Origin of the sequence: Leisingera aquaemixtae, assembly GCF_006740765.1 — a bacterium.
In the GTDB taxonomy this organism is placed as follows: domain Bacteria; phylum Pseudomonadota; class Alphaproteobacteria; order Rhodobacterales; family Rhodobacteraceae; genus Leisingera; species Leisingera aquaemixtae.
Genome location: NZ_CP041159.1, coordinates 3,107,570 through 3,133,339, shown reverse-complemented (window position 1 = coordinate 3,133,339; position 25,770 = coordinate 3,107,570). Strand labels below are relative to the sequence as shown.

The 25,770-nt window shown below is 63.6% G+C and carries 26 protein-coding genes and 1 tRNA gene; 12 read left to right on the top strand and 15 right to left on the bottom strand.

What is annotated here, in order from left to right:
- From R2C4_RS17065 to R2C4_RS17050, 4 genes are read right to left on the bottom strand one after another with little or no spacing between them, the layout of a single operon-like run.
- Entirely contained in the window at positions 1-252 is a 252-nt protein-coding gene (locus R2C4_RS17065) for a SemiSWEET family sugar transporter (protein WP_141891532.1), read from the bottom strand.
- Positions 249-1,301, bottom strand: coding sequence for a saccharopine dehydrogenase (locus R2C4_RS17060; RefSeq protein ID WP_141891531.1), 1,053 nt, complete (start codon positions 1,299-1,301; stop codon positions 249-251). The genes R2C4_RS17065 and R2C4_RS17060 overlap by 4 nt, the downstream gene beginning before the upstream one ends.
- An 11-nt stretch (positions 1,302-1,312) precedes the next feature.
- On the bottom strand, positions 1,313-1,927 hold the full coding sequence (locus tag R2C4_RS17055; RefSeq protein ID WP_141891530.1) for a glutathione S-transferase family protein: 615 nt from the start codon (positions 1,925-1,927) through the stop codon (positions 1,313-1,315).
- A 21-nt stretch (positions 1,928-1,948) separates the two neighbouring features.
- Complete coding sequence (locus R2C4_RS17050) at positions 1,949-2,599, bottom strand: histidine phosphatase family protein (RefSeq protein WP_141891529.1); 651 nt, start codon at positions 2,597-2,599, stop codon at positions 1,949-1,951.
- 145 nt (positions 2,600-2,744) lie between these two features.
- On the opposite strand from R2C4_RS17050, the gene R2C4_RS17045 reads away from it, so the two are divergent.
- Complete coding sequence (locus R2C4_RS17045) at positions 2,745-3,950, top strand: hydantoinase/carbamoylase family amidase (RefSeq protein WP_141891528.1); 1,206 nt, start codon at positions 2,745-2,747, stop codon at positions 3,948-3,950.
- 95 nt (positions 3,951-4,045) lie between these two features.
- Here R2C4_RS17045 and R2C4_RS17040 read toward each other — a convergent pair whose 3' ends face one another.
- From R2C4_RS17040 to R2C4_RS17030, 3 genes are all read right to left on the bottom strand, one after another.
- Complete coding sequence (locus tag R2C4_RS17040; RefSeq protein ID WP_058287574.1) at positions 4,046-4,273, bottom strand: WGR domain-containing protein; 228 nt, start codon at positions 4,271-4,273, stop codon at positions 4,046-4,048.
- 122 nt (positions 4,274-4,395) lie between these two features.
- Positions 4,396-5,100 carry a response regulator transcription factor gene (locus R2C4_RS17035; protein ID WP_141891527.1) on the bottom strand — a complete coding sequence of 235 codons (705 nt, stop codon included), beginning with the start codon at positions 5,098-5,100 and terminating at the stop codon, positions 4,396-4,398.
- Positions 5,097-6,998 (bottom strand): hybrid sensor histidine kinase/response regulator, encoded by a 1,902-nt coding sequence (locus R2C4_RS17030; protein ID WP_058287576.1) that lies wholly within the window; start codon positions 6,996-6,998, stop codon positions 5,097-5,099. The genes R2C4_RS17035 and R2C4_RS17030 overlap by 4 nt, the downstream gene beginning before the upstream one ends.
- A gap of 446 nt (positions 6,999-7,444) precedes the next feature.
- Here R2C4_RS17030 and R2C4_RS17025 point away from each other — a divergent pair, with 446 nt between their 5' ends.
- The gene (locus tag R2C4_RS17025; RefSeq protein WP_141892121.1) at positions 7,445-9,409 is read left to right on the top strand and encodes an AMP-binding protein; all 1,965 of its coding nucleotides are present in this window, start codon (positions 7,445-7,447) and stop codon (positions 9,407-9,409) included.
- Between the two features lie 53 nt (positions 9,410-9,462).
- Here the strand turns inward: R2C4_RS17025 and R2C4_RS17020 are convergent, their stop codons facing one another.
- On the bottom strand, positions 9,463-9,648 hold the full coding sequence (locus R2C4_RS17020) for a hypothetical protein (protein ID WP_008554555.1): 186 nt from the start codon (positions 9,646-9,648) through the stop codon (positions 9,463-9,465).
- Positions 9,649-9,736: 88 nt separating this feature from the next.
- On the opposite strand from R2C4_RS17020, the gene R2C4_RS17015 reads away from it, so the two are divergent.
- Positions 9,737-10,555, top strand: a complete 819-nt coding sequence (locus R2C4_RS17015; RefSeq protein WP_058287612.1) for an ABC transporter ATP-binding protein — start codon at positions 9,737-9,739, stop codon at positions 10,553-10,555.
- A 102-nt stretch (positions 10,556-10,657) separates the two neighbouring features.
- The gene (locus R2C4_RS17010) at positions 10,658-11,644 is read left to right on the top strand and encodes a branched-chain amino acid ABC transporter permease (RefSeq protein ID WP_141891526.1); all 987 of its coding nucleotides are present in this window, start codon (positions 10,658-10,660) and stop codon (positions 11,642-11,644) included.
- Between the two features lie 27 nt (positions 11,645-11,671).
- On the opposite strand, the gene R2C4_RS17005 is transcribed toward R2C4_RS17010, so the two are convergent.
- Positions 11,672-12,004: a hypothetical protein gene (locus R2C4_RS17005; protein WP_058287579.1), complete on the bottom strand. Its 333-nt coding sequence runs from the start codon at positions 12,002-12,004 to the stop codon at positions 11,672-11,674.
- Positions 12,005-12,106: 102 nt separating this feature from the next.
- Here R2C4_RS17005 and R2C4_RS17000 point away from each other — a divergent pair, with 102 nt between their 5' ends.
- The 6 genes from R2C4_RS17000 to R2C4_RS16975 all read left to right on the top strand — a co-directional run bounded on the left by R2C4_RS17000 (position 12,107) and on the right by R2C4_RS16975 (position 18,926).
- Positions 12,107-12,370, top strand: coding sequence for a hypothetical protein (locus R2C4_RS17000; protein WP_141891525.1), 264 nt, complete (start codon positions 12,107-12,109; stop codon positions 12,368-12,370).
- A gap of 74 nt (positions 12,371-12,444) precedes the next feature.
- Entirely contained in the window at positions 12,445-13,521 is a 1,077-nt protein-coding gene (locus R2C4_RS16995; RefSeq protein ID WP_141891524.1) for a branched-chain amino acid ABC transporter permease, read from the top strand.
- 92 nt (positions 13,522-13,613) lie between these two features.
- A complete protein-coding gene (locus R2C4_RS16990) occupies positions 13,614-14,897 on the top strand; it encodes an ABC transporter substrate-binding protein (protein WP_058287582.1) in 1,284 nt (427 codons plus the stop codon).
- 118 nt (positions 14,898-15,015) lie between these two features.
- A complete protein-coding gene (locus R2C4_RS16985) occupies positions 15,016-15,852 on the top strand; it encodes an ABC transporter ATP-binding protein (protein WP_058287583.1) in 837 nt (278 codons plus the stop codon).
- Between the two features lie 17 nt (positions 15,853-15,869).
- Positions 15,870-17,087 carry a phenylacetate--CoA ligase family protein gene (locus R2C4_RS16980; RefSeq protein WP_141891523.1) on the top strand — a complete coding sequence of 406 codons (1,218 nt, stop codon included), beginning with the start codon at positions 15,870-15,872 and terminating at the stop codon, positions 17,085-17,087.
- Positions 17,088-17,246: 159 nt separating this feature from the next.
- On the top strand, positions 17,247-18,926 hold the full coding sequence (locus tag R2C4_RS16975; RefSeq protein ID WP_058287584.1) for an ABC transporter permease: 1,680 nt from the start codon (positions 17,247-17,249) through the stop codon (positions 18,924-18,926).
- A gap of 52 nt (positions 18,927-18,978) precedes the next feature.
- Here the strand turns inward: R2C4_RS16975 and R2C4_RS16970 are convergent, their stop codons facing one another.
- The 4 genes from R2C4_RS16970 to R2C4_RS16955 form a co-directional block, all read right to left on the bottom strand.
- Positions 18,979-19,839: a CobW family GTP-binding protein gene (locus R2C4_RS16970; RefSeq protein ID WP_141891522.1), complete on the bottom strand. Its 861-nt coding sequence runs from the start codon at positions 19,837-19,839 to the stop codon at positions 18,979-18,981.
- Positions 19,840-20,061: 222 nt separating this feature from the next.
- Entirely contained in the window at positions 20,062-21,078 is a 1,017-nt protein-coding gene (locus R2C4_RS16965; protein WP_141891521.1) for a Fe(3+) ABC transporter substrate-binding protein, read from the bottom strand.
- 421 nt (positions 21,079-21,499) lie between these two features.
- Positions 21,500-21,625 carry a type B 50S ribosomal protein L36 gene (gene ykgO / locus R2C4_RS16960; RefSeq protein ID WP_005648635.1) on the bottom strand — a complete coding sequence of 42 codons (126 nt, stop codon included), beginning with the start codon at positions 21,623-21,625 and terminating at the stop codon, positions 21,500-21,502.
- 79 nt (positions 21,626-21,704) lie between these two features.
- Positions 21,705-21,779, bottom strand: a tRNA-Val gene (locus tag R2C4_RS16955).
- 163 nt (positions 21,780-21,942) lie between these two features.
- On the opposite strand from R2C4_RS16955, the gene R2C4_RS16950 reads away from it, so the two are divergent.
- Entirely contained in the window at positions 21,943-22,803 is an 861-nt protein-coding gene (locus tag R2C4_RS16950; protein WP_141891520.1) for an N-formylglutamate amidohydrolase, read from the top strand.
- 18 nt (positions 22,804-22,821) lie between these two features.
- Here the strand turns inward: R2C4_RS16950 and R2C4_RS16945 are convergent, their stop codons facing one another.
- A complete protein-coding gene (locus R2C4_RS16945; protein WP_141891519.1) occupies positions 22,822-24,075 on the bottom strand; it encodes a DNA polymerase IV in 1,254 nt (417 codons plus the stop codon).
- Positions 24,076-24,165: 90 nt separating this feature from the next.
- Here R2C4_RS16945 and R2C4_RS16940 point away from each other — a divergent pair, with 90 nt between their 5' ends.
- Positions 24,166-24,588, top strand: coding sequence for an NUDIX hydrolase (locus R2C4_RS16940; RefSeq protein WP_058287589.1), 423 nt, complete (start codon positions 24,166-24,168; stop codon positions 24,586-24,588).
- A gap of 392 nt (positions 24,589-24,980) precedes the next feature.
- Here the strand turns inward: R2C4_RS16940 and pyrF are convergent, their stop codons facing one another.
- Positions 24,981-25,697 (bottom strand): orotidine-5'-phosphate decarboxylase, encoded by a 717-nt coding sequence (gene pyrF, locus R2C4_RS16935; RefSeq protein ID WP_141891518.1) that lies wholly within the window; start codon positions 25,695-25,697, stop codon positions 24,981-24,983.
- Between the last annotated feature and the right edge of the window lie 73 nt (positions 25,698-25,770).

Genomic DNA, 25,770 nt, shown 5'->3' with positions numbered 1-25,770 from the left:
TTATCCGAATTTCAGTTTGGCCGCGACGATCACCAGCACGGCAGTCACGGCGCAGATATTTGCCAGGATCAATGGCCAGTCGCCCACCATCACCCCATAGGCCAGCCACAGAGAGACCGTGGCCAGGAACATCAGGTTCGACGGCAGCGACAAGCCGGAGGTGTCTCGGGACGCCCAGGCCTTCCAGGCCTGGGGGATCCAGCAGACGGTTCCAAGAAAGGCCGCCAGATAACCGACGTAAGGCGCGATCATTCGGGCAGGTGCTCCAGGAAGGTCGCCTTGGCCCGGCCCCAGACTCCGCTCTCCAGATCGGTCAGAGCCTGCAGCGAGGGCAGCAGCTGGGCAGCATAATCCTCAGAGCTCTCCACCGGCAGCATCGACGGCAGGTTGTCGATGGCCATGACGTCAAGCACCGGAGTTTCGGCAACGCGCAGCACGGGGGCATTCCAGGTGGTGGCGCGGTCATAGACCGGCACCGGGTTGTAATCGCTGTCCGGATCGCAGGCGACATCGCCGATGGCGGTCAGCTTGCGCTCTGCGATCAGTGCTTCACGGGAAACAAAGACCGGAGTGCCGGGACGGGCAAAGATACAGTTCAGGAACAGATCATGATCCAGAATCTGCGGGAAGGGGCCGCCGTCGGCCGTTTCTGCCATGTCCCACTTGGTGACCTGCACGCCCATCGCCTCGCAAAGGTCAGCCGCGCCGGTGCCGACACGGCCGAGCGCGCCGATCACGATGGCGGTGGGGCGGCCCTTGTTCAGGGCATCAAGCTCGCCGCCAAGTTCGGCCAGCAGCGCATCCTTTCCACCATAGACGCCAACCGGCCCGCAGATCTCGCCGCGCTGCTGGGCGGCCCAGGCCTTGAGCGTCACGGCAGCGCCAGCATAGCCAGCCCAATAGCCAAAGGCGGCAACCCGGCGGCCGGTCTCATCGACCAGGTATTCAAGATCATAAAGCGTGCCGCCGCCAGCCTTGAACCGCTCCAGCAGCGCCTTGCCGGAGTGCTGGCCCTTGAAGGCATGACCGAACATGATGTGGCGGTGCGGCAGCGGGGTGCCGTCCTCCGGCAGCTCCTTTAGGCCGAAGATGATTGCGTCCGCAGGCGCCTGGGGCCAGGAGTTTTCCGGCGCAATATCGCAGCCCGCATCGATGTAGCCCTGCAACGGGATCGCCCGCACCGAGCTTTCCTCCACCGTGACCTTGATGCCCGCGGCCAGCAGCGCCTTGGCGCCTTCGGGGGTCAGGCCGACCCGCTCTTCGTTGGGGCGCTGTTCGGCCCGTACCCACAGATGCGTCATTGTCATGTCCTTCAAAGCATTCCCTTGGCATAAACCGCGCGGACGGATCCGCGCTGTTCCATTGCCGTCATGAAGTTCTGGATTTTCGGGAAGTCCGCCACGTTGACTCCGTCGCCTTCCAGCCAGGTGCAGACCACATAGAGGTAGCAGTCGGCGAGGCTGATTTCGTCACCCAGCACAAACGGGCCGCGCAGCCCGAACTGGCTGATGTACTCGCAGGAAGCCGCCATGGTCTGGGGTACCATCTTTTGCATGTCCTTCCAGCTGGCGCGCTCCTTGGCCCAGCGGGTGCCGCGCAGCTTGTGGGCGTGGTTCACATGCATGGTGGAGGCGAGGTAGAACATCACCTCGCGCATCCGGGCCAGCCGCACCGGGTCCTGCGGGCGCAAACCAGCCTCGGGCGACACATCGGCGATGTATTCCAGCAGCGCGCCGGTCTCGGTCAGGATGCCGCCCTCCACCGCCAACGCAGGCACCCGGCCCTTGGGGTTGATCTGGCCATAGGCCGCGCCGGTCTGCTCCTTGGCGGCAAAGTCGATCTCTACTGTCTCGTACTCGATCCCGGCTTCCTCCAGCGCGATGGCCACGGCCACCGAAATGGTGTTGGGGGCGTAATACAGCTGCATGGTCTTCCTCCCGTTCGGACGTCACAGATGTGTCTGGGCAAAATGCCGGTCCGGCGCTTCCAGATGCGGCACTGCGTTGAACAAAACCGGGCTCCAGTGGCCGCCGATGGGAAACAGCCGGTGGATCGAGGTATTCATGACTGCCAGTGCAATCCGCGCCATGCCGGCAGTGTCCAGCCCCATCGCCTGCCGCAGCGCCATCGAGATCAGGCCGCCCGACGTCACCACCAGGGCGGGGCCGTCGCCTGCGGCGATCTCCTCCAGCGCCAGCCGGGTGCGGGCCTCGAAGTCTTCCCAGCTTTCATAGGGCCGGGAGATTTGCCCGTCCGCCCAGGCGGCAAAGACCTTTGGCAGGTGCTCGACAAAGCCCTCGCGTTCTTCCGGGATCGGCAGCCCGTGCTGATCGCGCATCGCCTCGGCAAGGGTGAAATACTGCATCTCGTTCAGCCGCGGATCCTGAATCGCGCCGGCATAGCCCATTGAGGCCGCAGTCTCGATATGCCGGGTCAGCGTGCCGCAATAGACGCGCGGATGATGATTGCCGCTGCTGCGCAGATGCTCGCCCAGCCAGGCCGCCTGCTGGTGGCCCAGATCGCTCAGCCGGTCATAGCTCGCCTCATCCCGGGCGCTGGTGTTGGCCTGGCCGTGGCGGATCAGGGTGATGTGGGACATGCAGGGCAGCTCCGTTGTTACCGGTGGAAGTCTTAGGGAAGGTTCCGGGCAGAGGGAAGAGAGGGTTTGGGCACTGGTCCCATCAATTCCATTGAGGGCGGCAACGTCTTGGAGCACTGTGGGCCGGTCAGTACGGAGCCCCATCATGACCCTCGACCCTCAGCGATTTCTCGATGATCTGCATGTCTTGCGCAGTTTCGGCGCGTCTGGTGTGGGGAAGGGGGTGGTACGCCAGGCATATTCAGACGCCGACATTGCAGCGCGCAGATGGCTGGCCGGGCGGATCGAAGAGGCTGGATTGGAGCCGCATTTTGACCCTCTGGGCAACCTGTTCGGGCTGGCCGGAGAGAACAGCCTGCTGGTGGGCTCGCACAGTGACAGCCAGCCCGAGGGCGGCTGGCTGGACGGGGCGCTGGGTGTGGTGGCCGGGCTGGAGATTGCCCGCGCGGCCAAAGAAGCCGGAGGGCCACCTGTCTCCTGCGTCAGCTTTCAGGATGAGGAGGGGCGGTTCGGGGTGCTGACCGGCTCGGATGTCTGGACCGGCAAGCTGGCGCTGGAGGATGCGGACGGCCTCACCGACACCGCCGGCAGCACGCTTGCGGACATGCGGGCGCGGATGGCGGATCTGGCCGGGGATTTCCTGCCGCACCGCCGGTTCACCGGGTTTCTGGAGATGCATATCGAACAGGGGCCCTATCTGGAGGAGACCGGACTTGGGCTTGGCGTCGTGACGGACATCGTCGGCATCCGCGACATGCGGATCACGTTCGAAGGGCGGCAGAACCATGCGGGCACCACGCCGATGCACCTGCGCCGGGATGCGTTCCAGGCGCTATCGGCCTTTAATACAGAGCTGAACAGCCGGTTTGCCGGTGTGGTCACGGCTGCCACGGTCTGGACCATCGGCCATGTGGCGCTGCATCCCAATGCGTCCTCAGTTGTGCCCGGGCGCGTGGAGTTTTCGATGCAGTGGCGCGATGCGGATGCCGGCCGGCTGGCACGGATGGAAACGCTCATCAAGGAAACGGCGCAGGACATCTCTGAGGAGCACGGCGTCACGGCCCTGCTTGGTCCGGTGATGGGGATCGAACCGGCGGCGATAGACGCGCGGTTTCAGGCCGGGCTGGCTGCCGCAGCGGAGGAGCTTGCGCCCGGCAAGTGGCAGAAGATGCCCTCTGGCGCCCTGCATGATGCGGCCAACCTGGCCACGGTGATGCCTGCGGGGATGCTGTTTGTGCCTTCGATCGGCGGCATCAGCCATGCTTTTGACGAGGACACTGACGAGGCGGATCTGGTGCTGGGTTTGCAAGTGCTAGACCGTGCCGCCCGGTCGCTGGCGGTCTTAACCTGAGGGCGTGCAACAGGAGCAGGGCGCTCCCGCCTGTTCCCGGTCATCCTGCCGGATGACCCTCACAGTTGGGCCGGGCGCCGCGGGCGCGGCGCGGGTCAGGTCCGGCCGTAGCCGCGCTTCAGCATCCGCTTGCGGTGCTTGTCGGCGGCCAGAGACGCCTCGCGCAGGTTGCCGTAGATGTTGATAACGCTGCGCCCGTTGCCGCCGGCCACACCCCATTCGCGCAGCACGGAAACCTCGGAAAACAAGTTCATCGCCAGCTCGATGCGGTAGAACCGCGACGGGCGCGAGGGGGCTTGGCGGTAGAGCAGACAGGTGGCCATGAAGCGATTCTACGCGCAGCGATTCGCCCGGGCAAGAGGCCAGTGGCCGCGTTATTCCGCGGCCCTCCATCTGACTGGAGTAAGCGCAGGGTTTTCAGGCAGCTTTTCTGCTTTGGCTTGGGTCAGGCCCAGTCCACATCGCCCAGAAAAATATAGCCCGCGCCATAGATCGTTTTGATCAGCCGCGGGTTCTTGGGGTCCTCGCGCAGCTTGGTGCGCAGGCGCGAAATCCGAACATCCATCGCCCGGTCGAAACTTTCACCGGCAGCACCGCCAAGCGCCTCCTGCATCTGGGCGCGGGAGATCAGCCGCTTGGGGCTGTCCAGAAACAGCCGCAAGACCTCGCCTTCGGCGTGGGAGAAGGGGGTCTCGGTGCCGGTGGCATCTTCCAGCATGTAGCGGTCAAAATGGGCGGTCCAGCCGGAAAACCGGGCGGTTTCGCTGGCGGGCGCCGCTGTGCGGGGGCCGCTGCGCAGGCGGGCGCGGACCCGGGCCACGACCTCGGCCGGATCGAACGGTTTGGTGATATAGTCATCCGCCCCAAGCTCCAGCCCTGTTACCCGGTCCTGCACCTGGGCGCGGCCGGAGATGATGATGACCGCCGCCCCTTGTTCCAGCGCCAGCCTGTGCACCAGCGCCAGCCCGTCCGTGTCGGGCAGCGACAGATCCACCAGGCAGACGTCCGGTGTCACCCGGTTCAGCGCCGCCTCGAACTCGCGCGCGCGTGCGAAGCTTTGGGTCCGGAAACCCGCATCCTCCAGCGTTTCGGTCAGGATCCGGCGGATTTCCGGCTCGTCATCCAGGATGGTGACCAGGGGGGATGTCATGCGGCGGGCTCCGGTGCGATCAATTCGGACAACTGGTGGGTGGTGAAAGGTTTGCGCAAAACCGGCCCGCATTTCAATGCCTTGCGGAACAAAGGGTCGCTGACCGGCAATGAAGTCATCAGAATGCAGGGCAGGCCGGAGCCGTCGAGCCTGGAGGCCAGGTCGATGCCGGTCGCGGAGCCTTCCAGCTTGATGTCCGACAGCACCAGCGCGATGTCCGGCAGGTCGGCGGTCAGTGCGCTGGCCTCATCAACGCTGGCGGCTTCTATCACCGAATAGCCAAGGTCGATCAGCATGTCGCGGAAGGCGGTGCGCAGTTCCTCGCTGTCCTCAACCAAAAGCGCCATGCCGCCTTTGGCGTCGGGGGCCTGGCGGTAGGGCAGCCGCAGGGTGACTGAAGCGCCGGTCAGAGTGTTGCCCAGCCGCATATCGCCGCCCGCAAGCTTGGCCATGTCGTAAACCATCGGCAGGCCCAGGCCGGAGCCTTCGCTGCCCTTGGTGGTGAAGAACGGGTTCAGGGCCTTCTCCAGTGCCTCAGAAGAGAAACCGGGGCCGGTATCGGTGACGGTGATTTCCACCCAAGTGTGCCCTACCGCGTGGGCGCTGACGGTGATCTGGCCGGAGGTGCCGCAGGCATCGCGGGCATTCAGGATCAGATTCAGCAGCGCATCCTGCAACTTGCCGCTGTCCAGCAGCAGCACCTGATCCGGCATATTGTCGAGAATGCTGAGCCCCACGCCTTGCGGAAGCGACGGGGAGGCGAGGATTTTCAGCTCCCCCAGCAGCTCATGCATATTGGTGGCCTGCGGGCGCAGGGCGCGCTGGCCGGTCATCTCGGCAATCCGGTTCAGCAGCCGTCCGCCGCGCCGCGCAGCAGACAGCGTGCCTTGGACCATTTCCGCGGCTTCCCCGTCCAGGCCGATTTTTTCCAGCTTGCCCTGCATGCCCAGAATGATGGTCAGGAGGTTGGAGAAATCATGCGCCAGGCCGCTGGTCATCTGCGCCGCCATCTCGCGGCGGCGGGCCTGCTGCAGGGCAACACGGGCCTGGGTTTCCTCGGTCACGTCCATCGACAGGATGTAGACGCCGCCCTGCTGATCCGGTGTGAAGGCTACCCGGATGCGGCGGCTGCTGTGGCTTTCGGTGAATTCGAACACCGGGCTGCCGCCTTTGTAGGCGGCCAGCAGATGCGGCTCGATCCGTTCAAAGGCGTCAGGCCCAAGCGCGTCCGAGATGTGCATGCCCAGAATATCCGAGGGGCGGCTGGGAAAGACTGAACTGAGGCGGCGGTTGGTGTAAGTGTAATAGCCGTCCGCATCCACATGGGCGATATGGGCGGGCATCATCTCGGTGGTCAGCCGGGTGCGGCCCTCGATCTCGGTCAGCTGCCGCTTGGCCTCTTCCAGCGCGGTGTTGGCAGCCTCCAGCTGGCGGTTGGCCGCAGACAGCTCCTCGGTATAGGCGATCAGCTTTTCGGACAGCTCCTCCGACCGGGCGCGCAGCAGCTGCTCTGCCCGTTTGGTGCGGGTGATGTCAGTATAGACGGTGACCCATCCGCCCTGCGGCAGAGGCGAGCCTTCGATTGAAATCATTTGCCCGTTGGGGCGCTCACGCTCCAAGTAGTGAGCCACGAAGTTCAGCGCCTGCTCGACCCGGGTCCGCACGATCTCTTCGATATCTGTTTCCGGGGCATACTCGCCGTTTTCCGCCAGAAAGCGGATGGTGTCGGCAAAGGACGCCCCGGGCTGCGTCAGGTGGTCCGGCAGATTGAACATTTCCTGAAAGCGGCGGTTGCACACGGCCAGCCGCAAATCATTGTCATAAATCGACAGCGCCTGGGCGATCAGGTTCAGCCCGGCGGTGGTCATGGCGGCGTGCTGCTTATTTGTACGGTTCATGGCTCTCCCCGGCCCATGGCTAACACCGCTGTCGAACAGGGGCAAATTGCCATTCAGCCGCGGCGGATAAACTGTGCCGCCCCCGGCAGGCCAAACCCGCCTTCTGATTGCCGGATGCAAGCTGCGGCTGCCATTCCCGCGGAACCGCATTTCAGAAAGAATCACCGGGAAATCGATTCGGCCTGTCCCCGGTCTGTGCGCATCCCGCGCAGTTTCCGCCGCGGCAGCCGCATGGCGGAAAGGGTTCCCCGCGATACGCGCCGGGATGCCTTGCGTAACAAGCTGTAAAACAAGAGGAAGACGCCTGTTACAATTCGTAAGATTTAGGAAAACTTCAGGAAAAAGTTGACGGGCTAACCTGTGGCTGTCCCTAATCGGGGCCAGAACCGCGGACGGCGGTCAGTCCGGCAGCAACGCCGGAAAGGGAGGAAAAAAAGTTGGCTCAGATGCAGATGGGCGCCGAGGGGAAGCAATCCCTGCCGGCGCTGCTTCAACGCAATGCGGCGCAATTCGCAAACGCGCCGGCCTACCGGGAAAAGGAATTCGGCATTTGGCAATGCTGGACCTGGGCCGAGACGGCAAAGGAAATTGAGGCGCTGGCGCTGGGGTTGATCAACCTTGGCGTTAACGAGGGTGATTTTGTCGCCATTATCGGCCGCAACCGCCCCTATCTCTACTGGTCGATGGTCGCCGCGCAGGCGGTGGGCGCTGTGCCGGTGCCGCTCTATCAGGATGCGGTGGCCGAGGAGATGGCCTATGTGCTGGGCCATTGCGGCGCACGTTTCGTGATCGTGGGCGATCAGGAACAGGCCGACAAGGTGATCGAGATCCAGGATCAGCTGCATCAGTTTGAGCACATGATTTACCTCGATCCGCGCGGGATGCGGAAATACGACCACACCCAGCTGCACCAGTTCAGCCATATTCAGGATCAGGGCCGGGCGGCCCGCGACGAACTGACCGGCGAACTGGCCGCGCGCCAGAACAAGCTGAACTACGACAGCACCTGCGTGATGCTTTACACCTCAGGCACCACCGGCAAGCCCAAGGGCGTGGTGCTGTCGAACCGCAATGTGATCGAAAGCGCCAAGAACTCCGCCGAGTTCGATAAGCTGACCCAAAACGAGAACATTCTTTCCTACCTACCGATGGCCTGGGTGGGCGATTTCATCTTCTCGGTCGGGCAGGCCTACTGGTGCGGTTTCTGCGTGAACTGCCCCGAAAGCGCCGACACTATGATGACCGACCTGCGCGAGATCGGCCCGACGTATTTCTTTGCGCCGCCGCGGGTCTTTGAGGGCCAGCTGACCAACGTCATGATCCGGATGGAGGACGCAAGCACCCTGAAGCGCAAAATGTTCCACCATTTCCTGGCCCACGCGAAGGAAGTCGGCGGCAAGATTCTGGACGGCAAGCCCGTCGGCATGATGGACCGCCTGAAATACGCGCTGGGCAATGCCCTGGTCTATGGACCGCTCAAGGACACGCTGGGTTATGGCCGCATTCGCGTAGGCTACACCGCGGGGGAGGCGATCGGGCCGGAGATTTTCGATTTCTACCGCTCTCTGGGCATCAACCTGAAGCAGCTGTACGGCCAGACTGAAGCCACCGTTTTCATCACCGTGCAGCCGGATGGCGAAGTGCGTGCTGACACCGTCGGCGTTCCGGCGCCGGAGGTGGAGATCAAGATCGGCGACAACGGGGAGATCTATTACCGTTCGCCGGGCACCTTCGTGGAGTATTTCAACAACCCGGAATCCACGGCCTCAACCAAGGATGCCGAAGGCTGGGTGGCCACCGGTGATGCCGGCTTCTTCGAGGAAGGCTCTGGCCACCTGCGGATCATCGACCGCGCCAAAGATGTGGGCAAGATGGCCGACGGCAGCATGTTTGCGCCCAAGTATGTGGAAAACAAGCTGAAGTTCTACCCGGACATCCTGGAAGCGGTGCTGTTCGGCAATGGCCGCGACCGGTGTGTCGCCTTTATCAACATCGACCTGACGGCCGTGGGCAACTGGGCCGAGCGCAACAATATCGCCTACGCCTCCTACCAGGAGCTGGCGGGCCATCCGAAGGTTCTGGAAACCATCCGTTCGCATGTGACGCAGGTGAACAATTCTGTTGCGGAAGACCCGATGCTGTCGGGCTGCCAGATCCACCGCTTTGTGGTGCTGCACAAGGAACTGGATGCCGATGACGGCGAGATGACCCGCACCCGCAAGGTGCGCCGCCGCATCGTGGAAGAGAAATTCGATGATATCATCACCGCGCTTTACGACGGTTCGGAAAAGGTCTCGACCGTCACGGAAGTGACCTATGAGGATGGCCGCAAGGGATCCATCAAGGCGACGCTGACCATCGTCGATGCCGAAGTGAAACCGGCAGCGGTTCACAAGGTGGCCGCGGAATGACGCACGTATCTCCGGAAATGACACCGCCCCGTGCCGGGCAGGCCGGAACGGTCTCAGATCAGGTCGGGGTTAAGCTCAGGGTGGAAGGCCGTGTTGACCACCTGCTGAATCTTGAAGGGGGAACTGAACCCGTGTGTCTGCTCAATGATGGAGGCCAGGCTTTCGGATTGGCTGAGGCCCATCTGCTTGCATTCAAGTGCCATCTTCAGAAGGCAGGAATGCTCAAGTTCGCCGAACATAACTTCGATCTCCTTGCTGCTCGTTTCCCACAAGTATCGCATGGAAATCTTAAAATTTCTATGTGGCAAAAAAATGGAGGCCGTTGTTATGCTTGATAATTCCGAGAGCTACGTCACGGAAGACGGCCGCACCATCGGCGGCGTCGTGATGGAGATGAAAAACATCACCCTGCGGTTCGGCGGCGTGGTGGCGATCAAGGACATTTCCTTTGACATCCGCGAGGGCGAAATCCGCGCGATCATCGGCCCGAACGGCGCCGGCAAGTCCTCGATGCTGAACGTGATCTCCGGTTTCTATGTGCCGCAGGAAGGCGAAGTCTGGTTCCGCGGCTCCAGGCGGCCGCAGATGAGACCTTACGAGGTGGCCCGCCAGGGCATCGCCCGGACCTTCCAGAACATCGCGCTGTTTGATGGCATGAGCGTTCTGGACAACGTCATGACCGGGCGGCTCAACTACATGAAAACAGGCCTTTTTTCGCAGGCCTTGTGGAAGGGTAAGGCGGAGAAGGAAGAGACCGAGAACCGCGAGATCGTGGAGCGGGTCATCGACTTTCTGGAGATCCAGCACATCCGCAAGACACCGGTGGCGCGGCTGCCCTACGGCCTGAAAAAGCGGGTTGAGCTGGCGCGCGCGCTGGCAGCGGAGCCGAAGCTGTTGCTGCTGGACGAGCCGATGGCCGGCATGAACGTCGAGGAGAAGGAGGACATGTCCCGCTTCATCCTGGATGTGAACGATGAATTCGGCACCACCATTGCCCTGATCGAGCACGACATGGGCGTGGTGATGGACCTCAGCGACCGGGTCGTGGTGATGGATTACGGCAAAAAGATCGGTGACGGCACGCCGGATGAGGTGCGCAATAACCAAGATGTGATCGACGCCTATCTGGGGGTCAGCCATGACTGAGCCGCAGCGCAGCAAGACCCGGCCCTGGCAGGGTGACAGCCGTACACCCCCTGTGCACCCCCTGTGCACCGCCGCAGCGCAGAATTCCGAGGAGAGCCTCTAATGCCCGAACAACTTGTCTTTGCGATGGAAGTCACGCTGAACGGCCTGATGGCGGGCGTTCTCTATGCGCTGGTCGCGCTGGGGTTTGTCCTGATCTACAAGGCCTCCGGCATCTTCAACTATGCCCAGGGCGTGATGGCGCTGTTTGCGGCGATGACCCTTGTGGGGATCATGCAGGGGCAGGTGCCCTTCTCGCATGTGATCAACGCGGTCTTTGGCGGCCATGTCACCCATTTCGGCTGGAATGTGCCCGGGGTGCTGGCGATTGCCCTCACGGTGGCGGTGATGGTGCTGCTGGCTTGGCTGGTGCAGGTGCTGGTAATGAAGCATCTGGTCGGGCAGGAGCCGATTATCCTGTTCATGGCCACCATTGGCCTGGCCTACTTCCTGGAAGGCGTGGCCGACCTGATGTGGGGCTCCGAGATCAAGACACTGGACGTAGGTCTGCCGCAGGGCATCAACCTGTGGATCGACGAGACCACCTTCAACATGTTCGGCTACGGCTTCTTTATCGACAACTTGGATATCGTGGCGACCGTCATTGCGGCGCTGCTGGTGGCGGGCCTGGTGGCCTTCAGCCAGTACACCAAACAGGGCCGTGCGATGCGTGCTGTGGCGGATGACCACCAGGCGGCGCTGTCGGTGGGCATCTCGCTGAACTTCATTTGGGTGCTGGTGTGGTCGGTCGCAGGTTTTGTGGCGCTGGTTGCGGGCATCGTCTGGGGCACCAAGTCCGGCGTGCAGTTCTCGCTGTCGCTGATCGCGCTGAAAGCGCTGCCGGTGCTGATGCTGGGCGGCTTCACCTCGATCCCCGGCGCCATCGTGGGCGGCCTGATCATCGGTGTGGGCGAGAAACTGTTCGAGTTTGCCATCGGCCCGATGGTCGGCGGCGCCACTGAGAACTGGTTTGCCTATGTGCTGGCGCTGCTCTTCCTGGTGTTCCGTCCGCAGGGCCTGTTCGGGGAGAAGATCATTGAACGGGTCTGAGGCTCATATGATCTGCTCCCCGCGCGTTCAGCCCTCCAGCCGGCGGAAAGCGGCGATGACGATGGCGGCAAAGACGCTGGCCACCAGTGTGAAGGCGATGCTGAGATCGCCGATCACCTGCCCGGCAATGAATGTCAGCACGCCGGCGCCCAGCAGCCCGATCAGCATCAGCCCCCAGGGGCCGGGCGCGTCGCTGGACACCGCGCGCCGCTGCGGCGCGGCCTGGAACGGCGGCAGCACGGTAGCGTCCTCGACAGTTTCCAGCAGCCGGCCCTTGGCCACTGCATATTCGGATGCTGATATCCAACCCTTCTTCCGCGCGGCCTCCAGCCGCCGGATTTCCTCGAAAATCGCGGTCATTGGTCCCACTCACTTTACCCGCGCACAAGGTGGCAAAGAGATTTGGGCGAAATGTGGCGAAGCCGGGATTTCTGAAGAAGTGGTTAACGGCAGGGCGGCGGCATGAAAAAGATGATTGCCATCGTCAACGTGGTCGCCTGGGCCGGGTTCTGGGCCTTCGGCTATCTGGCGCTGACAGCGGAAAGCTACAGCGAATCCCAGGTGGTGACCGCGGCGCTTCTGGCCTCCGCCGGGCTGATCACCGGCATCATCGCCTATCTTCGGCTGGTGCGCGGCAGCGAGCGCAGCGGCTATGCCAAACCATCGGCGCGGATGACCCGCGAACAGCGTGACGCCGCGCAAGCCCAGTGGGGGCAGGTCGAATGAGTGCCGCCGCTGAAACATTCAAGACAGACACCCGGACCGGGTCCCGTTTGCAAGAGAAAGGGAGCATCTGAGACATGTTCTACCGTGAAGCCGGGGATTTCAAAGTCTCCTATGCAGATGACAGCCAGACCTTCCCGATCAAGTTCGACCGCTACCGGTACTATGTGGTGCTGGCGGTGGCCTTCGGGATCATTCCGTTCCTGATCAATGATTACTGGGCCAATGCGATCCTGCTGCCGTTCCTGATCTATTCGATTGCGGCGATCGGGCTTAATATCCTGGTCGGCTATTGCGGCCAGGTGTCCCTGGGCACCGGCGGGTTCATGGCGGTGGGGGCCTATGCCTGCTACAAGCTGATGACCGCCTTTCCGGAGGTCAGCATGTTCATCCACGTGCTGCTGGCGGGCGGCATCACCGCAGGGGTCTGCGTGCTGTTCGGCCTGCCGTCCCTTCGCATCAAGGGCTTCTACCTGGCGGTGGCGACGCTGGCGGCGCAGTTCTTTTTGGTGTGGCTGTTCAACCGGGTGCCGTGGTTCTACAACTACTCGGCCTCGGGCCAGATCAACGCGCCGGAGCGCGATACCTTCGGCATCATCATCACCGGCCCCAACGCGCCGGCCTGGGCCACCTACCTGTTCTGCCTTATCTTCCTGACCTTCTGCGCGCTGGTTGCCCGCAACCTGACCCGCGGCACCGTGGGCCGCAGCTGGATGGCGATCCGTGATATGGATATCGCGGCCGAGATCATCGGGGTGAACCCGCTGAAGGCCAAGCTGACGGCCTTTGCCGTCTCCGGCTTCTTCATCGGCATCTCCGGCGCGCTGTTCTTTGCGGTCTACCTGGGCGCGGTCGAGGTCGGCGAGGCCTTTGGCATCAACAAGTCGTTCCTGGTGCTGTTCATGGTGATCCTCGGCGGTTTGGGCTCGATCTTCGGCTCCTTTGCCGGTGCCGCCTTCCTGGTGCTGCTGCCGGTGGTGCTGAAGGTGGTGGGCGTGGACCTGCTGGGCTGGCCCACCGACATCGTGGCGCATTTCCAGCTGGTGATCGTCGGCGCGCTGATCATCGTCTTCCTGATCGCGGAGCCGCACGGGATGGCGCAGCTGTGGCGGGTTGCCAAGGAAAAACTGAGACTCTGGCCCTTCCCGCACTAAGGCGGGGCGGCACACACGCTGGCGGGGAGAAAACCAAGACCACCCCCGCCGAATGAAACCATCGGATAAGACCAAAGGGAGGATTTAAGCCGATGAAAAAGACACTGACCACACTGGCGCTTGGCGCCGCGATGGCAGCCGGTCCGGCAATGGCCGATCTGGTGTTCCCGGACCTCAGCTACCGGACCGGGCCTTATGCGGCTGGCGGCATTCCGTTCTCGGACGGCTACAACGACTATTTCACCCTGCTGAACGAGCGCGATGGCGGCATCGGCGGCGTCAAGGCCAAGGTGGTGGAATGCGAGACCGGCTATAACACCGAGAAGGGTGTGGAATGCTACGAGTCCACCAAGGGCCAGGGCGCGCTGATTTATCAGCCGCTGTCCACCGGCATCACCTATCAGCTGATCCCCAAAGTGACCGCGGACAACATCCCGCTGCACACCATGGGCTATGGCCGCACCTCGGCCGCGAACGGCCAGGTGTTCAGCCACGTGTTCAACTACCCGGCCAACTACTGGAACGGCGCATCGGGTGTGATCAACTACCTGCTGGAAGAGAACGGCGGCGATCTGAACGGCAAGAAGATTGCGCTGGTCTACCACAACTCCGCCTATGGCAAGGAGCCGATCCGCACCCTGGAGGAGCTGTCCAAGAAGCATGGCTTTGAGCTGGTTGCGCTGCCGGTCGACCATCCCGGCCAGGAGCAGAAATCGCAGTGGCTGCAGATCCGCCGCGACCGTCCCGACTATGTCGTGATGTGGGGCTGGGGCGTGATGAACCAGGTGGCGATCCAGGAAGCCGCCAACATCCGCTTCCCGATGGAGAACTTCATCGGCGTGTGGTGGTCCGGTGCCGAGCATGACGTGCTGCCCGCGGGCGACAAGGCTGATGGCTATAAGGCGGTGACCTTCCACAACGTGGGCCGCGACTTCCCGGTGTTTGACGACATCCAGAAATATGTCGTGGATGCGGGCAAAGCGGCAGGTGCCGGCGATCAGGTCGGCAACGTGCTGTACAACCGCGGCATGTATGCGGCAATGCTGGCCGCCGAAGCTGCCAAGACGGCACAGGAGATCCACGGCACCAAGGACATCACCCCTGCGATGATGCGCGACGGCATGGAAGCGCTGGTGATCGACGAGGCGAAGATGGAAGCGCTGGGAATGCCGAACTTCGGCCCGACCTTCAGCGTCTCCTGCGAAAACCACGGCGGTCCGGGTCTGGTTGGTGTGACCCAGTGGGATGCGGAGAGCAAGACCTGGTCGCTGATCTCTGACTTCAAACCGTCGGATACCGAAGTGATCGGCAAGCTGGTCGAGGAAGATTCGGCTGCTTACGCGGCAGAAAACAACATCGAACCTAACTGCAAATAACGGGCTCATGCCGGCCCCCGTCCCAGGGGGCCGGAACGAAACCGGCGCGGCGGCACGCTGCCGCGCCACTCAACGGGATCCCGGATCTGGTCCGGGACAGGCATGAGGACACGCTTTGATGCTGGATGCAGCGAACACCGCCGACGTGCAGGCCGAGACCCTGCTGGAGGTCAACAATATCGAGGTGATCTACAATCACGTGATCCTCGTCCTGAAGGGCGTGAGCCTGAATGTGCCCAAAGGCGGCATCACCGCGCTGCTGGGCGGCAACGGCGCCGGCAAGACCACAACGCTGAAGGCGGTGTCGAACCTGCTGCATTCGGAGCGCGGCGAGGTCACCAAGGGCTCTATCAAATACCGCGGCGAGGCCGTGCATGAGCAGGATCCGGCGGAGCTGGTGAAGAAGGGCGTCATCCAGGTGATGGAAGGCCGCCACTGCTTTGAGCACCTGACGGTGGAAGAGAACCTGCTCACCGGCGCTTATACACGCTCGGATGGCGGCGCGAATATCCAGAGAGACCTGGAAATGGTCTACAGCTACTTCCCGCGCCTGAAGGAGCGGCGGAAGAGCCAGGCCGGCTATACCTCGGGCGGCGAGCAGCAGATGGTGGCGATGGGCCGCGCGCTGATGTCGCGGCCGGAGACCATCTTGCTGGACGAGCCGTCGATGGGTCTGGCGCCGCAGCTGGTGGAGCAGATCTTCGAGATCGTGAAGTCGATCAATGAAAACGAGGGCGTGACCTTCCTCTTGGCGGAGCAGAACACCAACGTCGCCCTGCGCTATGCCCACTACGGCTATATCCTGGAATCGGGCCGGGTGGTGATGGACGGGCCCGCGGCGGAGCTGCGGGAGAACCCGGATGTGAAGGAATTCTACCTCGGGATGTCGGATGAAGGACGCAAGAGCTTCCGCGACGTGCGGTCCTACCGCCGCCGTAAAAGGTGGCTGAGCTGATGCGGGGAGATGACGTGATGAGCTTTTTTGACACGCTTGAAACCCGCAGCGCAGACGAACGCGCCGCAGATCTGGCCCGGGCGCTGCCGGAGCAGATCGCCCGCGCGAAAACCGCATCCGGGTATGCCGCGCTGCTGGACGGGGTGGACCCGGCCGCGGTGACCTCGGCTGAGGCCTTGGCCAAGCTGCCGGTGCTGCGCAAATCGGAGCTGAGCCGGGCGCAGGCTGAGAACCCGCCCTTTGGCGGCTTTACCGTGAAGCCCGCGCATGGCTTTGCCCATATCTTCCAAAGCCCCGGGCCGATTTACGAGCCGGGCGGGGTGGGCGGCGACTGGTGGCGGATGGGGCGGTTCCTGAACGCCGCCGGCATCGGCCAGGGCGATGTGGTGCAGAACTGCTTTGGCTACCATCTCACGCCTGCCGGCATGATCTTTGAAAACGGCGCGCGGGCGGTTGGCGCGGCGGTGCTGCCGGCCGGGACCGGCCAGACCGAACTGCAGGTGACGGCCGCACGCGACGTGGGCGCCACCGCCTATGCCGGCACGCCGGATTACCTGAAGGTGATCCTGGACAAGGCCGATGCGATGGGCGTGGAGCTGGCGTTTTCCAAGGCGGCGGTGGGCGGCGGTGCGCTGTTCCCCAGCTTGCGCCAGGAATACGCCGACCGCGGGATTACCTGCCTGCAATGCTATGCCACCGCCGATCTGGGCAATATCGCCTATGAAAGCGCGGCGATGGAGGGGATGATTGTTGACGAGCATGTGATCGTCGAAATCGTCACCCCCGGCACCGGCAATCCGGTGGCGCCGGGCGAGGTGGGCGAGGTTGTGGTCACCACGCTGAACCCCGATTACCCGCTGATCCGCTTTGCAACCGGCGATCTGTCGGCTGTCATGCCGGGTGTTTCGCCCTGCGGCCGCACCAACATGCGGATCAAGGGCTGGATGGGCCGCGCTGATCAGACCACCAAGATCAAGGGCATGTTCGTGCGCCCCGAGCAGGTGGCGGCGCTGGTTGAAAAGCATGACGAAATCGTCAAGGCCCGGGTGATTGCCAGCCGTGACGGCGAAATGGACGCGATGACCGTGCAGATCGAATCCGCTGGCGGCGACGAGGCGGCCTATGCCCGTTCGGTGATCGAAGTCCTGAAGCTTAAGGGCAAGGTCGAGGTTGTCGCGCCCGGCGCGCTGCCCAAGGACGGTCTGGTGATCGAGGACCAGCGCAGTTACGACTGACCCGGGCTGACCAGCTGAGGGAAACGGGCGCCGGATGCAGGCGCCCGTTTTCTGTTGCGCCGCCCGCCTGGGCCGCGCCGTGCTTTCCCGCTGGAATTTCTGACTGGAATAGTCGAAATAGGGCGGTGAGACCCATCATCCGGACCCTGACTGCCACAAATGACTGCTGCCAATGATCCCATAGAATACGCCCCGCACGGGCGCCGCCGCGGCGGCAAGGGCGGTGGCGGTCTGTTTGCAGTGATGGCTTGGATCGTGGCGCTGTCCTGCCTGCTGCCGATGGTGGCGGTGGCGCTGGCCGCGGCGTTTGGGGGAACGGAGACGATCCGTCATCTGGCTGAAACCGTGCTGCCGGGCTATACGCTGACGACGCTGGCGCTGGTGGCGATGGTCGGGCTTGGCACCTTTGCCATCGGCACCGGGGCTGCCTGGCTGGTGACGATGACGCGGTTCCCCGGCGCGCGCCTCCTTGAGGTTGCGCTGGTTCTGCCGCTGGCCTTCCCGGCCTATGTTCTGGCCTATGCCTATACCCACATCCTGGACCACCCCGGCATTGTGCAGGCCACCCTGCGCGAGGTGACGGGCTGGGGCCCGCGGGATTACTGGTTCCCCGAAATCCGCTCCACCGGCGGCGCGGCCGCGATGCTGGTGCTGGTGCTGTATCCCTATGTTTACCTGCTGGCGCGGGCGGCCTTCATGCAGCAGAGCGCCGGCGCCTTCCTGGCTGCCCGGGCATTGGGCAAGAATTCCTGGCAGGCGTTCTGGATGGTCAGCCTGCCGATGGCGCGGCCGGCCATTGCCTCGGGCGTGCTGCTGGCGGTGATGGAAACCATCGCGGATTTCGGCACGGTGTCCTATTTCGGAGTGCAGACCTTTGCCACCGGGATCTACACCAGCTGGTTCTCGCTCGGCGACCGGGGCGGCGCGGCGCAGCTGGCGCTGTGCCTCTTGGGCTTTGCCTTGACGCTGGCGGTGGTGGAACGCTCGACGCGCGGGCGGGCAAAGTACCACCATGCCGGCAAGCATCACACCCAGATGCCGCCGGCAGAGCTGGGCGGCATCAAGGCCGCTATGGCGGTGTTTTTTTGCGCGGTGCCGGTTGTGCTGGGCTTTCTGCTGCCGGCGGCCGTGCTCTCCCTGATGAGCCTGGAGTCTGAGCAGAACCTGCTCAGCCGCCGCTATATCGGGTTCACCAGCAATTCCATCATCCTGGCCTCGGCGGCGGCCCTGCTGACGGTGGCGGCCGCGGTCTGCCTGGGCTTCTATCAGCGCCTGAGGCCCGGCAGGCTGTCCTCCGCGGCGGCCTATTTTGCCCGGCTGGGATATGCGGTGCCGGGCGGGGTGATCGCGGTGGGGCTGATTGTGCCGTTTGCGGCGTTTGACAACGCGCTGGATGCCTGGATGCGGGAGGCCTTCGGGATCCGTACCGGGCTTTTGGTGACCGGCTCGATCTGGCTGCTGGTTGCGGCTTATGGCGTGCGTTTCATGGCGGCGGCGCTGGGGGCGTATGAGGGCGGACAGGCCACAATGCACACAAACATGGACGCAGCGGCGCGCTCACTTGGGCAGGGGCCGATGGGGATGCTGCGCCGGGTGCATCTGCCGATCCTGACGCCCAGCCTGCTGACCGCACTGCTGATCGTCTTTGTCGATGTGATGAAGGAGCTGCCCGCGACGCTGATCATGCGGCCCTTCAATTTTGACACGCTGGCGGTGCAGGCGCACCGGCTGGCAGCGGATGAACGGCTGGAGGGCGCCGCTGTGCCCTCTCTGGTGATCATGGCGGTTGGCTTGCTGCCGGTGATCCTGATCTGCCGCCAGGTGGGACGGCGGCGCTAGACGCAAGGATTCGGGAAATTCCCTGGCCCGGATCGCGGCCGGGGGGGACGGCTTATGCCGCCCACCAGGCTTCGATCTCGTCACGGGAAACCCGGTCTGCCGGACCCAGGCCCACAAGTACGGTTTCCTCCGCCTCGCAGCGCTTGGCCTCGACATGGCGGCCCACCACATGCAGCTCATAAGCGCCGCCGGTGGTCAGCACGAAGCCTTTCATCCGGTAGAGGCCTGCGGGCCGCTCTGCCAGCTTGTCCCCCAGCGCACGCCGGTCCAGCACGGTGCGGCTGCGGTGCTGCCAGGTGGCATAGGCGGGGTGGGCGGCAACCGCGCGGCCCTTGGGCAGCGGCACAATGTCAAACAGCAGCTCCGCCACGGGAGAGCCGTTCAGCACCGTCGGAGTGCGGGCGCCGGCCGATTTCAGCGCGGCGCCGAGCGAATCGGAAATCTCATCGCATTTGGTGGCGATCACCAAATCGGCGGCGCGGATTTGCTGCTCAGCCTGCGGCGCAACCAGCGGGTCGTTCAGCAGCGTTTGCGCATGTTCCGCATCCACCAGGGTGACGATCCCGCCATAGCTGAGGCCGGTTTCATTGAGAACGGAATTGACGATGGCAACCGGGTCGGAAATGCCGCTGGCTTCGATCACCACATGGTCCGGGTGTTCGGGGCGGTTCAGCACCTCCCGCAGCGCCGCTGCCAGGTCGTCGCCCATAGTGCAGCAGACGCAGCCATTGGTGAGAGCGATCTTTCCGCCGTCCGTGTCCTGGATCAGCGCGTCGTCGATATTTACCGCGCCGAAGTCATTCACGATCACGGCCAGCTTTTGCCCGTGATCCTCGGCCAGCAGCCTGTTGATCAGGGTGGTCTTGCCCGCACCCAGATACCCGCTGATAATCGTTACTGGCAACCGGTTCATAAGCTCTGGTCCCCCAGAGCGCGGCGTGCTCCTGACGGCATGTTTCCCCCCGAATTTTAAGATGCGCGAACGTATAGGCGTCAGGCGTAAACGGGTCTAGGAAAAGCTGGCGGGGCTTTGAACTTTTGCCGCCAAACAGCAGCTGGGCCACACGGGCCCCGGGCAAAGGTAAAAAAGCGCGGCTGGGGGGCCGCGCTTTCCCGGTTTTTGTGCGGGCTGGTGTTACTTCCAGCCTACGTCATTAAAGATCTTCTGTGCCTCGGGCAGGTTCCTGGCGACCTCCGACAGGTTCACGTCGTCCGGCTTGAAATGGCCAAGCGCTGCAATGGACGGGGCCAGGCCAACGCCCGGAACCGCCGGGTATTCGTCATTGCCGGCCGAGAAATACGCTTGGGCGGAATCGCTGGCGAGGTATTCCAGGAACTTGATGGCGTTGTCCTTGTTCGGGGCGTGCACGGCGACCCCGCCGCCGGACAGGTTCATATGCGCGCCTTCGGTGTTCTGCGACGGGAACAGCCAGCCGATCTGGTCGCGGTTTTCCGACACGCCCTTGACGTCTTTGCGGATCGAGCGGGCGAAGTAATAGCTGTTCGCCACGGCGATATCGCATTCGCCGGAAACCAGGCCGCGAATCTGGTCGGTGTCGCCGCCTTGCGGGTCGCGGGCCATGTTGGCGACGACGCCTTCGGCCCAGCTGCGTGCGGTGTCGGCGCCGTGATGGGTCACGATCGAGGCCAGCAGGGTCTGGTTGTAAGTGTTCTTGGAGGAGCGGATGCAGACCTTGCCCTTATAGGCGGGGTCGGCCAGGTCCAGGTAGGTCAGCGGCGGATTGGCGACCTCGTCCTTGTCGTAGAAGATGATCCGCGAGCGCTGGCTGAAGCCGAACCACTGGTTGTCCTCGTCCTGCAGATAGCCGGGCACGCGGGCCTCCAGCACATCGCTTTCGATGCTTTGCAGCACGCCTGCATCCTTGGCCCGGGTCAGGCGGGAGGTGTCGACAGTGATCAGAATGTCGGCGGGAGAGTTTTCGCCTTCAGCTGTCATCCGGGCAATCAGCTCATCCGCGTTGCCTTCAATGCGGTTGATGGTGATGCCGGTGGCCTCTTCGAACTCCGAGTAGAGCTGCTCGTCGGTGTCGTAATGACGCGAGGAGTAGATGTTCAGCTCGCCCTCGGCGGCGGCAGCGGTGGCAACGGCAGCGGTCAGTGCGCCGGCCAGTACGGTGGTAGCTTTCAGCATGTGATGTCCCGTTTGTTAATGGCTCTTTTCCGACTGAAATAGTCAATTAAAGAAATCTTCGCCGGATGCAATGAATTTCCGACAAAAGAAATCGGATAACTTGCCGCAGCACTGCTTGGGCTGGCGGTTGGGGCTTTTACAGGTCCGGGGCTGCTGTTGCTGGTTTACGCGCGGTAGGGCGGCCCGCAGGCCAGAGGCCTCTCCCGCCCGTCGCTGGACTTTTGGCAAAGTCCGCTCCCGTTGGGCGTGGCACCGCGCAAGGCGCGGTGCCACGCCCAAGGCCGCCAAGTAGTGCCCAGCGGCAGCCGGGGGGATCTGCGGGCGCGGGAGGGCTCTCTTGGCTGATTTGTAAAACACAGCCTCAAAACGCAAAAAAACCGCATCGGATGATGCGGTTTTCTGTAAGTCGCTGTGTCGGATCTTAACCCTGGCGCGCTTTGAACTTGCGCTGGGTCTTGTTGATCACGTAAACGCGGCCTTTGCGGCGCACAACCCGGCAATCGCGGTGCCGGTTCTTCAGCGAACGGAGCGAGTTCTTGACCTTCATGGTCTCTCTCCTTGTCTGCGGCGCGAACCAGCGCCTGGGTTAGCGGGTGCCGTGGCCGTGGCCAGGGCAGTGAATGGAATGGTGGGCGATACAAGGATCGAACTTGTGACCCCTTCGATGTCAACGAAGTGCTCTACCGCTGAGCTAATCGCCCACTCTGGCCTGCGCGCCATTCCTGCCCCTTAGAAGTGAAAGGGGCGCGGGGTGCCGCGCCGGTGAGGGGGTCTATAAATAGAGTCGCGCAGAGGTGCAAGAGCTTTTGACCGCAGAAATTTCCGCGATATGCTGTTTCTTGCACAAGAAGCACCGGAGCAAGGATGCCTGATACAGCGTTTTTCGTGATTTCCCCGCAGAAACTGGCCTCTGCGGTGGTTTTTGCCTCTCCCCACAGCGGTACCGATTACAGCGATTCCTTTCTGGCACAGTCGATTCTGGGGCGGAAAACCATCCGAAGCTCGGAGGACGCTTTTGTCGACCAGCTGTTCCAGGCGGCGCCGGAGTTCGGCGCGCCGCTGCTGACCGCGGTCAAGCCGCGGGCCTTTCTGGACCTGAACCGCTCGCCCGATGAGCTGGATCCGGCGGTGATCGACGGGGTGCAGCGGCGTGGGCAGAATCCGCGGGTGGCGTCAGGCCTTGGAGTGATTCCCCGGGTGGTGGCCAACGGGCGCGCGATTTACCGGGGCAAGCTGACCCTGGCCGAGGCGGAGCAGCGGATCAGTTGTTACTGGCACCCTTATCACCAAGCGCTGAAAGGGCTTCTGGAGCAGGCGCACCGGCGTTTCGGGCAGGCGATTTTGGTCGACTGCCACTCGATGCCGCATGAGGCGATCGACACCATGGCGCCAACCGGCACCGGCAAGCCGGAAGTGGTGCTGGGCGACCGGTTCGGCGCTGCGGCGGACAGCAGCGTGGTGGACCGGATCGAGGCGGCCTTTTCCGCGGCGGGGCTGAAAGTGGCCCGCAATACGCCGTTTGCCGGGGCCTATATCGCCCAGACCTACGGCCGACCGTCGCGGCGCCAGCACGCGGTCCAGATCGAGATCGACCGGGCGCTTTACATGGATGAGGCGAACATCCTTCCCAATGCAAATTTCGCGCCGCTGCAGAAGCTGCTGCGCCAGGTGACCGCTGAGATTGCGGCGATCGGGCAGAAGGAGATGCCGCTGGCGGCGGAGTGACCGGATGCGGTGCGAGGCCTACCGCAGGGCGCGGCCTTTCAGAATCGCACCCTCGCCGAACCGTTTCCGGATCGCATCCGTGGCGCGTTCCGCCTCTGCCCGTTGGCCGGCCTGCGGATCGAGCAGATCCCCGCTCTCATCGGCCTGCGATTCGGGCACCAGGTCCGAAATCCCGCAGCCCAGCAGCCGGTAGGGGCCTTCGTCGCCCACCTGGTCCAGCAGGCCGCGGGCGGTGCGGTAGATGCGGTCGGCGATCTGGGTGGGGCTGCGCAGCGTGACCCGCCGGGTCAGCGCCGAATGATTGGCGCGCTTCAGTTTGAGGGTGACAACCCGGCCCGCCAGATCTCGTGCCTTGGCCCGGTCCGAGACCTTTTCGGCCAGCCGCCACAAATGGCCGTCGAGCACCTCCAGGCTGGCGGTGTCCTCAAAGAAAGTGGTTTCATTGGAGATCGACTTGATCGGCGCATTGGCTGAAACCCGGCGCCGGTCCTGACCGCGGGCCAGGTGCCAGAGCCGGTCGCCCATGGAACCGAAACGGCTGTGCAGCGCCTCGCGGTCCCAGCGCAACAGGTCGGAGAAGGTGCGGATGCCTGCTTTGTCCAGGCTGGCCTGGGCCGCCGGGCCGATGCCCCATATCAGGCGCACCGGTTTGCCGCGCAGGAAATCGTCTGTCTCTGCCTTGCCGATCACCGAAAACCCGCGCGGCTTGTCGAGGTCGGAGGCGACCTTTGCCAGGAACTTGTTGTGGCTGAGTCCGATGGAGCCGGTGACGCCCAGTTCGTCTTTCATCCGCTTGACCAGCCGCGCCAGCATCACCGCAGGCGGCGCACCGTGCAGTTTTTCGGTGCCAGTGAGGTCCATGAAGGCCTCGTCCAGCGACAGCGGTTCCACATCCGGGGTCAGCTCATTCATCATCTTGCGGATCTCGCGGCTGACCTCGACGTAGGCGCTCATCCGCGGCTTGATCACCACCGCATCGGGGCAAAGCTTCAGCGCCTGAAACATCGGCATGGCAGAGCGCACGCCGCGGATGCGGGCGACATAGCAGGCAGTGGAAACCACCCCGCGCTTGCCGCCGCCAATGATCACCGGCTTGGTGGCCAGTTCCGGATTGTCGCGTTTCTCGACGCTGGCGTAGAAGGCGTCGCAGTCCATATGGGCGATGGTGAGGGAGAACAGCTCCTCATGCGCCTTGATCCGCGGGCTGCTGCAATGGGGGCAGCGCCGGGCGGGGAGGATCTGGCTCAGGCAGTCTCGGCAGAGGGCTTGCATGGTTTGTGGCGTGCTGTGGTTGTGGTGGGAAAAGTTTAGCTTGCGGCGGAGGGCTTGTCTTTAGCGCGGCGGATCGCCAAGTGACAGACCATGACATCAGCAGGCGAAGATTTTGCCGGTGCCAAACTGGCGGTGTTTCTAGGGCAGAACCTGCTGGTCATCCAGCGGGATGACAGGCCTGATATTCCCTATCCGGGCCATTGGGACCTGCCGGGCGGCGGCCGTGAAGCGGGCGAAACCCCGATAGCCTGCGCGCTGCGGGAAACACGGGAAGAGGTCGGGCTGGTGCTGCCGCCGGAGCTGCTGATCTGGTCCCGGGTGTACCAGCGGCCGCACGGGCGGGTTTGGTTCTTTGCAGCACATCTGCCTGCGGCGGCGGCTGGCGATGTCCGGTTCGGGGATGAAGGGCAGGGCTGGGCGCTGATGGCGCCGGAGGCCTATTGCGCGCACCCGTTGGCAGTGCCGCATTTCGCCGTGCAGCTGCGCCGGTATCTGGAGGCATGCGCCGGATAGCAGGGCCTGAAAGAAAGATCCCCCGCTGGAATGCGGGGGAAGGTGACGGGCCTCAGGAAGAAGAGCCCGTCTGGGGAGTGTCTCATCCGCAGAATCGCGCAGCCGCTGCCGTTTCGCAAAGTTTGCGGTCCCGGGCGGCGGCAGCGGCTTTTTCCGGTGTGCCTTCCGGGTCACAGGACGATTTGGCGCAGAAGATGGTGCCGCGGCAGGTTTCGCCAGTGAAAAGAGCGTGTTGACGCTGGGTGAACTGAAGGGTGGGCGGCAGGGCGCGCGGAATAGATGTGTCCGCCGCACATTATTATTTCTGCCTGTTTTTTTGGCAAAGGCCTGGTTGTGCCGTCTGCGGCGCAGGCGCATTTGTGCTGCCGGCCGCCTTGGCCGCGCAGTTGCGGTCAGACCTGCGTGCCAGCCAGTTCGGCCAGGATGGCCTCAGCCGCGGCGCGGGGGCTTTCTGCTGTCCAGATCGGGCGGCCCACGACGATATGGTCTGCGCCGTCTGCGATGGCGGACGCCGGGGTGGCGACGCGTTTCTGGTCGCCCAAGGCGGCTCCGGCGGGGCGGACGCCCGGGGTGACGATCAGCTTGCCCTCCGCCTCTGGCAGAGCGCGGATCAGCGCGGCTTCCTGCGGGCTGGCGATGACGCCGTCGGCGCCGGCGGCGAAGGCGTTGCCTGCGCGTTCCAGGACCAGGTCCTGCACCGTGCCCTGCTTGATCAGCGCCCCGTCCAGATCCTGGCGGTCGAGCGAGGTGAGGATGGTGACGGCGAGGATCTTGAGGTCCTTGCCAGCCGCGCCTTCCTTGGCGGCGCGCACCACGTACGGGTCGCCATGCACGGTGAGGAAGTCGATGTCGAACTGCGCGAGGCCCCGCACCGCGTTTTCCACGGTGGCGCCGATGTCGAACAGTTTCATGTCAAGGAAAATGCGCTTGCCGTGCTCCTGCTTCAGCTCATTGGCCAGGGCCAGGCCGCCGCCGGTCAGCATACCAAGGCCGATCTTGTAAAAGGAGACCGCATCGCCCAGCTGTTCGGCGAGCTTCAGCCCTGCCAGGGCGTTGGGGACGTCCATGGCAACAATCAGGCGGTCGTCGGCGCGCGGGGCTTGGGTCATGGGATCGTCCTTTGTGGCAGCTGTGGCGTGAAACTGGCGTTTCATACGCAAGGGGCGGGCATTCGGCAAGGTG

Bases quoted from the DNA above. Each gene is read 5' to 3' on its own strand.
- R2C4_RS16945 (WP_141891519.1), bottom strand. From the start codon at position 24,075: ATGCAAGCCCTCTGCCGAGACTGCCTGAGCCAGATCCTCCCCGCCCGG.
- R2C4_RS17050 (WP_141891529.1), bottom strand. From the start codon at position 2,599: ATGTCCCACATCACCCTGATCCGCCACGGCCAGGCCAACACCAGCGCC.
- R2C4_RS17010 (WP_141891526.1), top strand. From the start codon at position 10,658: ATGCCCGAACAACTTGTCTTTGCGATGGAAGTCACGCTGAACGGCCTG.
- pyrF (WP_141891518.1), bottom strand. From the start codon at position 25,697: ATGACCCAAGCCCCGCGCGCCGACGACCGCCTGATTGTTGCCATGGAC.
- R2C4_RS17015 (WP_058287612.1), top strand. From the start codon at position 9,737: ATGCTTGATAATTCCGAGAGCTACGTCACGGAAGACGGCCGCACCATC.
- R2C4_RS17065 (WP_141891532.1), bottom strand. From the start codon at position 252: ATGATCGCGCCTTACGTCGGTTATCTGGCGGCCTTTCTTGGAACCGTC.
- R2C4_RS16940 (WP_058287589.1), top strand. From the start codon at position 24,166: ATGACATCAGCAGGCGAAGATTTTGCCGGTGCCAAACTGGCGGTGTTT.
- R2C4_RS16950 (WP_141891520.1), top strand. From the start codon at position 21,943: ATGCCTGATACAGCGTTTTTCGTGATTTCCCCGCAGAAACTGGCCTCT.
- R2C4_RS16980 (WP_141891523.1), top strand. From the start codon at position 15,870: ATGAGCTTTTTTGACACGCTTGAAACCCGCAGCGCAGACGAACGCGCC.
- R2C4_RS17020 (WP_008554555.1), bottom strand. From the start codon at position 9,648: ATGTTCGGCGAACTTGAGCATTCCTGCCTTCTGAAGATGGCACTTGAA.
- R2C4_RS16970 (WP_141891522.1), bottom strand. From the start codon at position 19,839: ATGAACCGGTTGCCAGTAACGATTATCAGCGGGTATCTGGGTGCGGGC.
- R2C4_RS16990 (WP_058287582.1), top strand. From the start codon at position 13,614: ATGAAAAAGACACTGACCACACTGGCGCTTGGCGCCGCGATGGCAGCC.
- R2C4_RS16975 (WP_058287584.1), top strand. From the start codon at position 17,247: ATGACTGCTGCCAATGATCCCATAGAATACGCCCCGCACGGGCGCCGC.
- R2C4_RS17045 (WP_141891528.1), top strand. From the start codon at position 2,745: ATGACCCTCGACCCTCAGCGATTTCTCGATGATCTGCATGTCTTGCGC.
- R2C4_RS17005 (WP_058287579.1), bottom strand. From the start codon at position 12,004: ATGACCGCGATTTTCGAGGAAATCCGGCGGCTGGAGGCCGCGCGGAAG.
- R2C4_RS17055 (WP_141891530.1), bottom strand. From the start codon at position 1,927: ATGCAGCTGTATTACGCCCCCAACACCATTTCGGTGGCCGTGGCCATC.
- R2C4_RS17040 (WP_058287574.1), bottom strand. From the start codon at position 4,273: ATGGCCACCTGTCTGCTCTACCGCCAAGCCCCCTCGCGCCCGTCGCGG.
- R2C4_RS17030 (WP_058287576.1), bottom strand. From the start codon at position 6,998: ATGAACCGTACAAATAAGCAGCACGCCGCCATGACCACCGCCGGGCTG.
- ykgO (WP_005648635.1), bottom strand. From the start codon at position 21,625: ATGAAGGTCAAGAACTCGCTCCGTTCGCTGAAGAACCGGCACCGCGAT.
- R2C4_RS17025 (WP_141892121.1), top strand. From the start codon at position 7,445: ATGCAGATGGGCGCCGAGGGGAAGCAATCCCTGCCGGCGCTGCTTCAA.
- R2C4_RS16985 (WP_058287583.1), top strand. From the start codon at position 15,016: ATGCTGGATGCAGCGAACACCGCCGACGTGCAGGCCGAGACCCTGCTG.
- R2C4_RS17000 (WP_141891525.1), top strand. From the start codon at position 12,107: ATGAAAAAGATGATTGCCATCGTCAACGTGGTCGCCTGGGCCGGGTTC.
- R2C4_RS17035 (WP_141891527.1), bottom strand. From the start codon at position 5,100: ATGACATCCCCCCTGGTCACCATCCTGGATGACGAGCCGGAAATCCGC.
- R2C4_RS17060 (WP_141891531.1), bottom strand. From the start codon at position 1,301: ATGACGCATCTGTGGGTACGGGCCGAACAGCGCCCCAACGAAGAGCGG.
- R2C4_RS16965 (WP_141891521.1), bottom strand. From the start codon at position 21,078: ATGCTGAAAGCTACCACCGTACTGGCCGGCGCACTGACCGCTGCCGTT.
- R2C4_RS16995 (WP_141891524.1), top strand. From the start codon at position 12,445: ATGTTCTACCGTGAAGCCGGGGATTTCAAAGTCTCCTATGCAGATGAC.